Raw genomic sequence first — 13,344 nt, forward strand, 5'->3', positions numbered from 1 at the left:
ATAATATTTCATACTAAAAATACTGTTCAAAGAAATAGTATTGGATAGAATCAATCGTACAATTAAGATAGTAATGAAGCTAATTAAAACTGCTAAGACAATCATCTTAATTCTCAAATTTTCTCTAGAAATTACAAAACCTTTAAGTTGTTGAAATTTTTTATAATGCAATCGAATAGCAATAAAAAACATAAAAATTTACATTAACATATATTATTACGAAGCTAGAGCAATCAAATTAATATCAAGCATTAATAACTTCTCAGCAATAATAAAAAAATAATGCCACCACTGTTACAATCAGTGTGTGTAAATTAATAAAATACTAAGAGTACGACCAAGAGATTTTTACATAACAAATAAAATTTATTTGCGCCTCTTCTAAATCATATAGCAAACCGTGAGTGGATAACCAATCTAAGTATTCATCTCACCCTTCATCCGTTCTACTAATAATTAAGATTAATGTAATACCCAGTCAATCGAATTTAAATACAAAGTATTTAACAATAAATCAAACGTTTACATCTATAACCAGCGATCAAACCAGTTTCTTTCCTCGCTAAAACCATAGTGATCGACAACAATACACAAATTAAAGTAATGATAATAAAAAAATACATCTAACAATGAACGTCGTTCGGAGATGAGAGCTCTCCTTCTCACTTATTTAAATTGGAATCATGAAGAGTCACGAAAAATTTACTACTACACATTATTCTACAAAAGAGATAATTACACCCATTAAAAGGTACTAAGCTCACATTTTTAACATAAAATTACTGCTCTTCTTTCTATATATAAAGAACTTTGTATCAGTTTACTTAGAAAAATAACTTAGTAACACCTAAAATGATACTTAACGTTATAAATAATAACAACCTTAGCAATGTATAAACTTTGCTAAACTATACTAGCTAAGCTACACTAAATAAAGATTTAATTCTAAATTAATTAATGATAATTACACCCAAGAAAAGATACATAAAATTTTACTAATTTTATTAATTAAAAAATTGTTCATTGTTAAATAAAAAATTAAATCGACAATCCTCCCTGTACAGGATCAGCGACTCAAATACAAAACCAAATTTTTTCTCCACTAGAGTTAGATCACAAGAAAACCAAATTGCACACTAAAAACACTTCTTATTGAGGGAGTAAACCCTATCCAAATCTTTGCTAGTCGATACAAACTCCTCTACTACCATAACTCAGTACTTTCTAGTCAGAAAAAAATCGTATCTAGATAAAAACAAAAACAAATAATGAGCTTACAAACAGAGCATCATTAATAAATTCTGTATGCTATTTACGAGGAAAACTTTACCTTGGGGACCAAGCTTTTCAATCATTGATAAACTAAATACATTTAGCGGGGGAGTTATTTACTAAATAACTTATTAATTCATAAACTTTCGAAAATCCGTCTCACCAATCCTCCGCTTTCCGAATAAAATTTTTATCTGATTTTATTTATTTAAAACAATTGATTAACTACCATCACTAACATTTCGGCCGTCTTTCTTATAATCTCTTCGTTATTTCCTTCTACCATCACTCGAAGTACGGGTTCCGTCCCCGAAAGACGTAATAATACACGCCCTTTACCATCTAATCGTTTTTCCGCTTCTGCTACTGCTTTTCCAATACTTGGATCCTGCATATTAATCATCCTATTCACAGGAACGTTAATTAAGATTTGTGGATGCCTAACCATGACTTTTTTAAGTTCTGCCAAAGAATTATTTGTTTGTTGCATAATTCTTAATATCTGTAAAGCAGTAATAATACCATCTCCTGTAGTAGTAAAACCAAGATCGACAATATGACCGGAGGATTCACCTCCCAATAACCACCCTTTCTGTTGCATCAATTCTAAAACATAACGTTCACCCACTGGTGAACGCTCAAACGCAATATTATACTGCTTTAATGCCTCCTCTAATCCTAAATTACTCATTATGGTACCTACTACTCCCATAGGATAATTCTCTTTTAAATGGTAGCGATTAACAGCTATAATACATAATAATTCGTCTCCATCTACTTTCACACCTTGATGATCGATCATAATCAAACGATCTCCATCGCCATCGAAAGCTATGCCAATATCGGCTTTATACTTAATAACACTCTCTTGAAGTTTCTGAGTATCAGTAGTTCCATATTCATGGTTAATATTAAATCCATCAGGCTTATCACCAATCACAATTACATCTGCACCTAGTTCATGAAAAATACTGGGTGCAACAGAATAAACAGCACCATTAGCACAATCGATAATAATTTTCAATTTTTTTAAAGATAAATCAGAAGGAAACGTGCTTTTACAAAATTCAATATAACGACCATGAGCTTCGCTCATTCGCGCTGCTTTTCCTAAACAGTCAGCTGATACCGTACGCATGGGTTTATTGATATAATCCTCAATAGTCAGCTCTAACTCATCGGATAGTTTAAAGCCATCTTTATTAAAAAATTTTACTCCATTATCAGAATAGCTATTATGTGAAGCACTAATTACAATTCCCGCATCAGCGCGAACAGAATGTGTCAAATACGCAATAGCAGGAGTAGGCATAGGTCCTGTCAATTTAATGTTAACTCCGGCAGCAGATAATCCGGCTTGTAAAGCCGATTCAATCATATAACCTGAAATGCGTGTATCCTTCCCAATTAAAACTGTAGCTGAATGACTGTTTGCTAATACTTTGCCTACCGCCCAACCGAGCTTCAGCATGAATTCAGCGTTAATCAACGATTTTCCAACTTGTCCTCGAATTCCATCAGTTCCAAAATATTTTTTTTGCATTTCCATTCCCTCTATTTTTTCATCCTATTCAATGAGATTAACCTCACGAGCATAGGCAGCAACACGAACCGCCTCTCGACTGGCTTTAACATCATGAGTACGAATGATAGAAGCACCTTGATAGACGGCTAATACATCAGCAGCGATGCTGCCAAATAGTCGTCTGTGTGCCGATGATTGATTTAAAAGCTCACCAATCATCGATTTTCGTGACCATCCTGATAAAACCGGTAATCCTAAAGATAAAAATTCAGATAAGTGGTTTAATATATAAAAATTTTCTTTCAGATTTTTTCTATAATGACCTTGACCAAAGCCAGGATCAATAATTATTTGATTCCGAGAAAGCCCCTGGCTTTTACAACGGTCTACAACAGTTTTCAAGTCCCGCTTTATAGTTTTTAAAAGATGGACGCACGAAGTTGAACCTGGTTTTCGCTTCGAAGTAGGAAAATGCATTAGGCATACAGGAGTTTTTAATTCTGTTACGGCTATTAAGGCGCCTTCTACCTGCAAAGCCCGTTGGTCATTAATAATATCCGCTCCCGCATTTATCGCTTCACACATAATTTGAGGTCGACTTGTATCGACAGAAATTAAAATATTAAAACGTTTTTTTATTGCTTCGATGGTGGGTATCAATCGATCAAGTTCCATCTGAAGAGAGGGGGAATCCGTATCAATATTCACAAAAGGGTTCGTAGCCTCACCACCAATATCCAATATATCAGCTCCCTCACGAACCATTTTTTCCGCTGTCTGGAAAGTAGAATTTAAATCGAAATGTGGATTATAAAAAGAATTAGGAGAAACATTAATAACTCCCATAATAGCAGGCTCAGAAAAGATGATTTTTCGCTTTCCCCTTAACTGCAAATGAAACTTTACTTCTGACATCAAGTTCTCTCCTTACATAAACCTATCTCCTTCACGGGATAAGATAAACGAGGTAATAATACAATGAGGAGAATATTATAGCGGCTGAGCATCTTCTATAGGACAAATTTTCCCTGAATCTAAGGGTAAAGGTTTAGATTCAGCATCTTGGAAAGATAAATTTTTTTTTGTACTTTCTGAAGAAGTACCCCCATCATCTTCTTTCCATCCAGTTGGTGGAGAAGGCTCTTTTCTCAATAAAATTTCTTTAATTTGAACCTCATCAATAGTTTCATATTTAATTAATGCATTAGCCATTAGGTAAAGCTGATCCATATGTTCTTGCAGGGTTTTCTTTGCCGTCTCATAAGCCATATCAATAATACGACGGACTTCAGAATCAATTTCTTTACTGGTTGCATCAGAAATATCTTTACGCTGAGTCACAGAACGTCCGAGAAACACTTCTCCTTCTTCTTCCCGATAAGTTAAGGGACCTAGTTTGCTCGACAATCCCCATTTTGTTACCATATTACGGGCAATCTCAGTAGCTTTTTCAATGTCGTTAGATGCACCTGTAGTCACTAGTTCTTCACCAAAAATAAGTTCTTCAGCAATTCGCCCACCAAACAATCCCGCTAATTGGCATTCTAAACGACGTTTACTCATACTATACCGATCTTGTTCCGGTAAGAACATTGTCACTCCTAACGCCCGACCTCGCGGAATAATCGTAACTTTATAAACGGGATCGTGCTCAGCCATATGCAATCCCACAATGGCATGACCTGCTTCATGATAAGCCGTCAGTTTCTTTTCTTCATCACTCATTACCATCGAGCGTCGTTCGGCTCCCATCATAATTTTATCTTTTGCACGCTCAAATTCAGCCATTCCAACGTCTTTCTTGTTTTCACGCGCCGCAAATAAAGCAGCTTCGTTGACAGTGTTGGCTAAATCAGCCCCAGAAAACCCTGGGGTGCCTCGAGCAATGACAGAAGCTTTAACATCAGACGCCAACGGTAATTTACTCATGTGAACTTGGAGAATATGTTCACGTCCCTTAATGTCTGGCAAAGGAACCACTACTTGGCGGTCAAAACGTCCTGGCCGTAATAAAGCGGGATCAAGTACATCAGGTCGATTAGTGGCGGCCATGACAATAATACCCTCTTTGCCTTCAAAACCATCCATTTCCACTAAGAGTTGATTAAGGGTTTGCTCTCGTTCATCGTGACCACCACCTAAACCAGCACCACGGTGACGCCCTACGGCATCGATTTCATCAATAAAAATAATACAAGGCGCTTGCTTCTTAGCTTGATCAAACATGTCACGAACGCGGGAGGCACCTACACCAACAAACATTTCAACAAAATCGGAACCCGAAATAGTAAAGAACGGTACTTTGGCTTCACCAGCTACCGCTTTAGCTAGAAGGGTTTTACCGGTTCCCGGAGGACCGACTAGCAATACACCACAGGGCATTTTTCCCCCTAAACGCTGAAATTTACCAGGATCGCGCAAGAAGTCTACTAACTCTTTGACTTCTTCTTTTGCCTCTTCTACACCAGCGACATCATTAAAAGTTATTTTAACTTGATCTTGATTGAGTAGACGAGCTTTACTACGACCAAATGACATAGGACCGCCACCACGACCTCCACCTTGCATCTGCCTCATAAATAAAATCCATACAACAATCAAAATGAGGAAGGGTAGCCAACTAATAAGAATATGTAAAAACATACTTTGTTGTTTTGGAGGCTCACCTTTTATATTCACGTTTTTAGCCATTAATTGATTAAGTAGAGCCTGATCTTCCATAGGCAAATAGGTCGTAAAATGCTTGTTATCTTTAGTTATTCCTTTAATCTCATGACCCTGGATAATCACACTGTTAACTTTACTAGCATTAACTGCTTGGAGAAATTGCGAATAACTATAGGGCTGAATATCGCTTTGTTTTGCACCAAAATTACTGAAAACTGTGATAAGGATTACTGCAATCACTAACCAAAGCAGTAAATTTTTAATAATATTATTCAAGGTTTTACCTCGTTTTTATACATATTTTCTAATTATAGCCAAGAAATTCGGTAGCGAGTATATAAATTTCACTGGATCTAGCTCGTGAAGCACTCGGTTTGAGGAGTTTGACATGCTTAAAATAGGGACGTAAATTAGTTAAAAAAACATCAACACCAAATCCTTGCAAAACTTTAGCCAAGAATCCTCCATTTATTATCAAAAATTTTTGAGCACAATTCCATGCTAACTCAACCAAATGCAAGGATTTTGGTTGATCAATACTCTTCATACCTGAAATATTGGGGGCCATATCCGAAATAACAAGGTCTACTAGTCCTTCTTTAGTTTTTTTATGAATTAGCGTATTCAACTGATGAAACATTTCCGATTCATTGAGATCTCCCCGGATAAATTCAACGCCTGAAATTGGTTGCATGGGCAAGAGATCAAAAGCTACAACCAATCCTGTGGATCCCACAAGCTCTTTAGCTACGTGTGACCACCCTCCCGGAGCTGCTCCTAAATCGACTACAGCCATCCCCAAACTAAAAAGTTTATATTTTTTATTTATCTCCAAGAGCTTAAAAGCTGCTCGTGAAGGATACCCTGCTTTTTTTGCAAGCTTTACATAAAGATCTGTTTTGTGTTCCTGGAGCCAACGTTTACTGTGAGTCATTCTTATATGAAGTCGCTTATTACTACTTACTCTATTTCAATTACTAATTGAAAACTCCTAATTGCAATTTAGCAACATCAGAGAGCATTTCTCGGTTCCACGGAGGATCAAAGACAATTTCTACTGCCGTATCACTTACCTCAGGAATAGCTAAAATTTTACGTTTAACATCTTCCACTAATACTAATCCCATACCACACCCAGGTGCTGTTAAGGTCATTTCAATAACTACACGAAAAGTACCTTCTTCCAATTGCTCAATATCACAAGCGTATACCAATCCTAATTCTACAATATTGACCGGAATTTCTGGATCAAAGACCATACTGAGTTGGGCCCATACTTTATCTTTAATAGTGGCATCAGATGGCAAATTATTCAAAGGAGTTTGAATTGCTTTTCCTAAAGCATCGGCATCCTTCCCTTCAATTCGGACTAAATTCCCAAAAATATTTACCGTAAACGTGTCACCCGAATTCTGTACTACAGTCACCTCGGTTCCTTGTAAAACTCTAATAGGCATCCCCGACGGCACCAATATTGCGGTTGTATCGCGACTTAGTACAACAATTTCTTTTTTATGTTCATTACTTATTATCATATACGTCTTTGTCTTCTCTTTCTTCTTTTAAATAAGAGTCTTCTCTTAAGTAAAAACTTTCTCCACAACCACAAGCACCAATCGCATTGGGATTATTAAAATGTAATTGATATTGCCCAAAATCTTTTTTTACATAGTCCAGTATTGTACCCTTAAGGAGAGGCACAGCATGAATATCAATTAAAACAGTTAATCCCAACATAGTTTTGAGAGAGAGATCAGTCTCTTGCGGTCTTTCTACAATCTCCGACTGGTACATGTAGCCTGAGCAGCCTGTTTTTTTCACCGATAAACGAAATTGTCCTTTTTTATTACGTTTATGTATTAAAGATTTAAGGTGTTTATAAGCAGCCTCTGTTAATTCAATAATCTTCACATTATTCATGATTCTCTCCTCACGGACAATTCAATCAATCTAATCATGCAGAGCGGCAAGCATAGTGTGCCAACATAAAGTAGCGCATTTCACCCGGGTAGGAAATTTAGCAACACCAGCTAAAGCAGCTAATTTTCCGAATCTCTCTACGTTAGCAGAGTTCCCAGTCACTAAAGCATGAAATTGAGAAAATAAAATTTTACTTTGCTCGAGGGTTTTGCCTTTTAAGACCTCCATCATTAATGAAGCCGAAGCAATAGATATCGCACAACCACTCCCTTCAAAAGTTATTTCTTTTATGACACCTTCTTCTTCGCGACAATATACCGTTAATCGATCACCACATAGAGGATTATAGCCATCATGTATGTGTGTGGAATCTGCTAAATAACCAAAATGTCGTGGATTTCGACTGTGATCGATAATTAATTCTTGATATAAATCCCGCAAATCATTCATTCTTAATTAATCTACTAAAGAACTTTTACTAAATATTTGATTAACAGAAACTAAACCATCAATCAAGCGATCAATATCCTCAAATGTATTATAGAGACCGAACGTAATTCGTGCCGTTGCAGCTAACTTAAACCGCTCCATTAAAGGCATTGCACAATGATGCCCAGCTCGGATAGCAATCCCCTCATGATCTAAAATCGTCGCAATATCATGTGGATGAGCTTGTTCCATAGTAAAAGAAATTACACCAATTTTATTTGGTGCATTACCTATAATTTTTAACCCAGAAATGTGATTTAATTTTTGCATTACATAATTTAATAAAGCGTTTTCATGAGCATAAATTTTTTCAAAACCAATCTTCATAAGGTAATCAATGGCTGTTCCTAGCCCAATAACACCAGCTATATGAGGAGTACCTGCTTCAAATTTATAAGGTAACACGCTGTATTCTGTTTTTTCAAAGGTGACTCGGTGAATCATATCCCCACCCCCTTGATAGGGGGGCATCTTCTCTAATAGATTAGTCTTTCCATAAAGAACACCAATCCCCGTAGGGCCATATAATTTATGTCCGGAAAAGGTATAAAAATCGCAATCTAAATTTTGAACATCCACAACCATATGAGGAATCGCTTGCGCACCATCTAATAAAACAGGAATATTTTTCTGATGGGCTAAATCAATCATTTCCTTAACAGGATTAACTGTGCCTAAGACATTAGAAACATGAATTAGTCCTACAATTTTAGTGTTTTCTGTTAAGAGTTTTTGATATTCATCTAAATTTAAAATACCATTATCATCAACCGGAATTATTTTTAACTTTGCCTCCACTCTCTCACATAATAATTGCCAAGGTACAATATTGGAATGATGCTCCATTGCTGAAATCACAACTTCATCCCCCTGTTCAACTTGTAGAGAGCCAAAGCTAGAAGCAACTAAATTAATCGACTCTGTTGTTCCTCGAGTAAAAATAATTTCATGTGTATGTGCAGCATTAATAAACGCTTTAATTTTTTTACGCGTATTTTCATACGCAGTCGTTGCCCTCTCACTAATAGTATATATTCCTCGGTGTACATTAGCATTTTCATTAGAATAATAATGACTCATAGCATCAATTACTATCTTAGGCTTTTGTGCCGTCGCTCCAGAATCCAAATATACTAACGATTTCCCCTGAATTTGCCCCTTTAAAAAGGGAAAATCATTACGTAAAGATTCAAGTGAATGAATCATGAGAATCTCCAGAGTAATTTAACAGCGCTAAACATTTAATAATTTTTTGATAAATTCGCTTGGCAATAAACTTATGAGGCAATTGTTCTGTAATTTCACTAGCAAATGCACAAGCGAGTAAATGCTCAGCTTCAGAACGGTCAATACCGCGACTACACAAATAAAATAGAGCTTCATCATTTAACTGGCCTACTGTAGCTCCGTGAGTACACTTTACATCATCATTATAAATCTCAAGCTCCGGTTTAGTATTAACTTCAGCTTCATTTGAAAATACTAAATTTTTATTGATTTGATGCGCAATTGTTTTCTTAGCTTCTGGATGGACAAAAATTTTTCCATTAAACACAGCCCGAGACTTATCACTAATCACACCCTTATAAATTTGTTGACTCACGCATCCAGAAACATCATGATCGATACGAGTGTGATTATCAATATGCCTTCCACCTTTCAAGTGATACAATCCTAATAACTGACACGAAGCATTATGCCCTTTTAATGCATAATTCAAATCTTCACGTGCTAGCGCTCCTCCTAATGAAACATGACAGGAAATCACTTGACTGTTTCGCGCTTGAGAGATTTGAGTATTTGCAATATGAAAAGAATTATTATTTTCTCCCTGCAATTTATAAAAAATTAAATTAGCAGAAGCTCCAACATTTATTTGAGTTACGATATTATTAAAATAAGTTGTGGAATTGACCCACTGATACTCTTCTAAAAGAGTAACATTAGCATTTTCTTCAATAAAAATTAAATGACGTGCTTGGGTCATAGCAAATGGAAAATTTGGCTTCATCAAGTACAATAGATGAATGGGTTTTTCAAGCTGGTAATTTTTTGGTACATGAAGAAACATACCATCTTGAAAAAGACTATCATTTAACAATGAAAAAGAAGTTTGATACCTCCTGATCTCACTTATAATTTCTTTTTGATTTTCTTTTAGCACTGCTTTTAACGAAGTTAATTGAATTTCAGCCGGTAGTTGCATCAAATTTGATACAGTAGGTGCAAAATGTCCGTTAATAAATACTATTCGATGGGTATCTTCCATAATAAAATGGGTTATATCACAATCGCTAATTTCTTCAAATGAAAAAGTTTGAGAAGTAATTGGAGTAATGTCCGTATATTTCCAATTTTCTATTTTAGAATTGGGAAATCCTGTTAATAAAAACTTTTTTAATTGTTTACGTTGCCATCTCTGCAACGAATTGCGGTTTTGATTTTGCAATTTCTTTAAACGAGCCTCTGACCAGCCTTCACTAAACACTCTCATAACCAACCATACCCTTTCTTTTCAAGCTCATAAGCTATCGAGAGATCACCCGATACCGCGATACGACCGTCAATCAAAACATGCACAAAATCTGGATGAATATAGTTTAAAAGACGCTGATAATGTGTAATCAATAAAATGGCTCGTTTAGAGTTACGTAAACTATTAACCCCTTTTGCAACCATTTGTAGGGCATCTATATCAAGCCCCGAATCTATTTCATCTAAAATGGCAAGATAAGGTTTGAGGATTAGCATTTGCAAAATTTCATTACGTTTTTTCTCCCCCCCGGAAAATCCTTCATTAACAGATCTTTTTAAAAATTTATCTTCCATGTCAACTAAGGCTAATTTTTCATGAACTAAAGTCATTATATCTAGTGGATCTAATTCTGGTTCACCACGTTTTTTTCGGATTCTATTAACAGCTGTTTTTAAAAAATAGAGATTATTCACACCAGGGATTTCCACAGGATATTGAAATGCCAAAAATACACCTGCTACAGCACGATCCTCAGGTGATAGTTCTAGTAAATTTTTACTAAAATAGGTGACTTCACCCTCTGAAATAGCACAATTATCGTGACCAGCCAATACAGACGCTAAGGTACTTTTACCAGAACCATTAGGTCCCATAATGGCGTGAACTTCACCAGCACGCACAACTAAATCTACTCCCCGGAGAATCTGAATATTATTTATATTCACATGTAAATTTTTTATTATTAGCATCAATATCTCTTTTTTAAATGATTAATCTTCAATTATGCTACAGCTCCTTCCAAACTAACTTCCATCAATTTTTGTGCTTCAACAGCAAATTCCATTGGCAATTTTTGAAAAACTTGTTTACAAAAACCATTTATAATCATTGATATAGCATCTTCTTCAGTAATACCACGTTGACGACAATAAAATAATTGATCCTCTCCAATTTTAGAGGTCGTAGCTTCATGCTCAATACGGGCCGTAGGATTTTTTACTTCAATATAAGGAAAGGTATGAGCGCCACAATGACTTCCAAACAATAAAGAATCGCATTGGCTATAATTACGAGCATTTTCAGAAATTGGTCCTACACGCACCAAACCACGGTAACTATTTTGCCCATATCCGGCGGTAATTCCTTTAGAAATAATTGTACTCCGGGTATTTTTACCGATATGGACCATTTTCGTACCTGTATCAGCTTGCTGAAAATTATTCGTCAGAGCCACAGAATAGAACTCTCCAACGGAATTATCACCTCGTAAAATAACACTAGGATACTTCCAAGTAATTGCAGATCCTGTTTCAATTTGTGTCCAAGAAATTTTAGAATTATTTCCGCGACATGTACCCCGTTTTGTCACAAAATTATAAATTCCCCCTTGCCCATTTTTATCTCCTGGGTACCAGTTTTGTACGGTAGAATACCTTATCTCGGCATTAGCTAAAGCTACTAATTCGACTACGGCAGCATGTAATTGGTTTTCGTCCCGCTGTGGAGCAGTACAACCTTCCAAATAACTTACATAGCTTCCTTCATCAGCGATAATTAACGTTCGCTCAAATTGCCCCGTATTAGCTGCATTAATGCGAAAATAAGTTGATAATTCCATAGGGCAACGAACCCCTTGCGGAACGTACACAAATGAACCATCGCTAAAAACAGCAGAGTTTAAGGTCGCAAAAAAATTATCACGATAAGGAACAACACTGCCTAAATATTTTTCTACTAAATCGGGATGTTTTTGTACTACTTCCGAAAACGAACAAAAAATTACCCCTGACTCAGCTAATTTTTCTTTAAATGTTGTTGCTACCGAGATACTATCAAAAACTGCATCTACAGCAACACCAGCCAGTCGCTGTTGCTCATGCAAAGGGATACCTAATTTATTGTAGGTTTCGAGTAATTTAGGATCAATTTCCTCTAAGCTTTTAAATTTCTTTTCTAATTTTGGTGCCGCATAATAACTAATAGCTTGATAATCAATAGGCTCGATACGTAAATGAGCCCATTGTGGCGATTCCAGAGTCAACCAATGGCGATAGGCACGTAGTCGCCACTCTAACAGAAAATTAGGTTCATTCTTTTTGGCTGAAATAATCCTAATTACCTCTTCGTTTAATCCAGGCGAGATAACATCCGTTTCAATATCTGTAGTAAAACCATGTTCATAAGTTTTATTAACAACTTTCTGTAAATAATTTTCATTCCTCATGATTTTTTCATTTGTCATTATTTTCCTCAAATTCTAACCGTTAACAGAGGAGTGCCATGCCCACACTCACGGGGAACGTCACTACACTGGAAGTGATCGCATTGAAAAGTGCTGATTCGTCTTTTAATTAGAGGTTTTTTTATCTCTACAAGATTTAAACTATCTAACACTTCAAATACCAACTCATTAATAAGTTGCCAATTATTACGTAATCTACAAACAGTATCATGTTCACATCGATTCTCAGCTCGGCTGCATTCGGTCATTGCCGGCTTACCATCAATGGCAGTAATAATGTCGGCTATACTAATCCTTTCCGGTGATCGTGCCAATTGATACCCCCCATTAACACCTCGTTCAGAATTAACTAACTTACTTTCATTCAAAAGCTTTAATACTTTACTTACAGTAGCCATTGAGAGAGGTATCGCCCGTGCAATTTGTGCCGCACTAAAGCGTTCTTGTTTAGAAGCTAAAATGGTCATTATTATCGTGGCATAATCAGCTAGTCGACTAATTTTTAACATCTTAATTTTTTATCAATCCTCTGCTCTCTCACAAAAACTTTATTTACTTTATTTATTTACTTTATCTAGTGCTGATAAAAACTTTTAATTTTTTATTTTTTGTTCCGTAGAGAGTCTATTACTTTTGCTTTTACCTTTTCTGCTTTTTAAATATTCATAATATAGTACCATATTTGTCCTATTTTGCAATGAATAATAAATAAACAATATATCTGTCTCTTTTACTCATTTTCCTTTGCCAATT

Annotated in this window: 13 protein-coding genes; all 13 read right to left on the minus strand. The window is 35.8% G+C overall.

Going from position 1 to position 13,344, the window contains the following annotated elements:
• The coding region (locus CLERM_RS03995) for a hypothetical protein (RefSeq protein WP_206602229.1) at positions 1-192 on the minus strand (192 nt) is incomplete at its 3' end.
• Positions 193-1,480: 1,288 nt separating this feature from the next.
• Positions 1,481-2,815 (minus strand): phosphoglucosamine mutase, encoded by a 1,335-nt coding sequence (gene glmM / locus CLERM_RS01565; protein ID WP_102156851.1) that lies wholly within the window; start codon positions 2,813-2,815, stop codon positions 1,481-1,483.
• A gap of 24 nt (positions 2,816-2,839) precedes the next feature.
• Positions 2,840-3,712, minus strand: a complete 873-nt coding sequence (folP, locus tag CLERM_RS01570; RefSeq protein WP_102156852.1) for a dihydropteroate synthase — start codon at positions 3,710-3,712, stop codon at positions 2,840-2,842.
• A gap of 75 nt (positions 3,713-3,787) precedes the next feature.
• Positions 3,788-5,740: an ATP-dependent zinc metalloprotease FtsH gene (gene ftsH / locus CLERM_RS01575; RefSeq protein ID WP_145996292.1), complete on the minus strand. Its 1,953-nt coding sequence runs from the start codon at positions 5,738-5,740 to the stop codon at positions 3,788-3,790.
• Between the two features lie 28 nt (positions 5,741-5,768).
• Positions 5,769-6,398 (minus strand): RlmE family RNA methyltransferase, encoded by a 630-nt coding sequence (locus CLERM_RS01580; RefSeq protein WP_102156853.1) that lies wholly within the window; start codon positions 6,396-6,398, stop codon positions 5,769-5,771.
• A gap of 43 nt (positions 6,399-6,441) precedes the next feature.
• The gene (gene sufT, locus CLERM_RS01585; protein WP_102156854.1) at positions 6,442-6,999 is read right to left on the minus strand and encodes a putative Fe-S cluster assembly protein SufT; all 558 of its coding nucleotides are present in this window, start codon (positions 6,997-6,999) and stop codon (positions 6,442-6,444) included.
• Positions 6,986-7,384 carry an iron-sulfur cluster assembly accessory protein gene (locus CLERM_RS01590; protein WP_102156855.1) on the minus strand — a complete coding sequence of 133 codons (399 nt, stop codon included), beginning with the start codon at positions 7,382-7,384 and terminating at the stop codon, positions 6,986-6,988. Before CLERM_RS01590 ends, sufT begins: the two co-directional genes overlap by 14 nt.
• 30 nt (positions 7,385-7,414) lie before the next feature.
• Complete coding sequence (sufU, locus tag CLERM_RS01595; protein ID WP_102156856.1) at positions 7,415-7,834, minus strand: Fe-S cluster assembly sulfur transfer protein SufU; 420 nt, start codon at positions 7,832-7,834, stop codon at positions 7,415-7,417.
• Positions 7,835-7,840: 6 nt separating this feature from the next.
• Entirely contained in the window at positions 7,841-9,079 is a 1,239-nt protein-coding gene (locus tag CLERM_RS01600; protein ID WP_102156857.1) for a cysteine desulfurase, read from the minus strand.
• Positions 9,063-10,367, minus strand: coding sequence for a Fe-S cluster assembly protein SufD (sufD, locus tag CLERM_RS01605; RefSeq protein WP_102156858.1), 1,305 nt, complete (start codon positions 10,365-10,367; stop codon positions 9,063-9,065). Before sufD ends, CLERM_RS01600 begins: the two co-directional genes overlap by 17 nt.
• The gene (gene sufC, locus CLERM_RS01610) at positions 10,364-11,098 is read right to left on the minus strand and encodes a Fe-S cluster assembly ATPase SufC (RefSeq protein WP_102156859.1); all 735 of its coding nucleotides are present in this window, start codon (positions 11,096-11,098) and stop codon (positions 10,364-10,366) included. The genes sufD and sufC overlap by 4 nt, the downstream gene beginning before the upstream one ends.
• A gap of 32 nt (positions 11,099-11,130) precedes the next feature.
• Entirely contained in the window at positions 11,131-12,573 is a 1,443-nt protein-coding gene (gene sufB / locus CLERM_RS01615; protein ID WP_102156861.1) for a Fe-S cluster assembly protein SufB, read from the minus strand.
• Positions 12,574-12,599: 26 nt separating this feature from the next.
• On the minus strand, positions 12,600-13,100 hold the full coding sequence (locus CLERM_RS01620) for an SUF system Fe-S cluster assembly regulator (protein WP_102156860.1): 501 nt from the start codon (positions 13,098-13,100) through the stop codon (positions 12,600-12,602).
• Positions 13,101-13,344: the final 244 nt, after the last annotated feature.

Origin of the sequence: Coxiella-like endosymbiont (assembly GCF_002871095.1) — a bacterium.
Taxonomy (GTDB): Bacteria; Pseudomonadota; Gammaproteobacteria; order Coxiellales; family Coxiellaceae; genus Coxiella.

Coding starts and splice junctions, on each gene's coding strand:
- glmM (WP_102156851.1), bottom strand. CDS start 2,815: ATGCAAAAAAAATATTTTGGAACTGATGGAATTCGAGGACAAGTTGGA.
- folP (WP_102156852.1), bottom strand. CDS start 3,712: ATGTCAGAAGTAAAGTTTCATTTGCAGTTAAGGGGAAAGCGAAAAATC.
- CLERM_RS01580 (WP_102156853.1), bottom strand. CDS start 6,398: ATGACTCACAGTAAACGTTGGCTCCAGGAACACAAAACAGATCTTTAT.
- sufT (WP_102156854.1), bottom strand. CDS start 6,999: ATGATAATAAGTAATGAACATAAAAAAGAAATTGTTGTACTAAGTCGC.
- CLERM_RS01590 (WP_102156855.1), bottom strand. CDS start 7,384: ATGAATAATGTGAAGATTATTGAATTAACAGAGGCTGCTTATAAACAC.
- sufU (WP_102156856.1), bottom strand. CDS start 7,834: ATGAATGATTTGCGGGATTTATATCAAGAATTAATTATCGATCACAGT.
- CLERM_RS01600 (WP_102156857.1), bottom strand. CDS start 9,079: ATGATTCATTCACTTGAATCTTTACGTAATGATTTTCCCTTTTTAAAG.
- sufD (WP_102156858.1), bottom strand. CDS start 10,367: ATGAGAGTGTTTAGTGAAGGCTGGTCAGAGGCTCGTTTAAAGAAATTG.
- sufC (WP_102156859.1), bottom strand. CDS start 11,098: ATGCTAATAATAAAAAATTTACATGTGAATATAAATAATATTCAGATT.
- sufB (WP_102156861.1), bottom strand. CDS start 12,573: ATGAGGAATGAAAATTATTTACAGAAAGTTGTTAATAAAACTTATGAA.
- CLERM_RS01620 (WP_102156860.1), bottom strand. CDS start 13,100: ATGTTAAAAATTAGTCGACTAGCTGATTATGCCACGATAATAATGACC.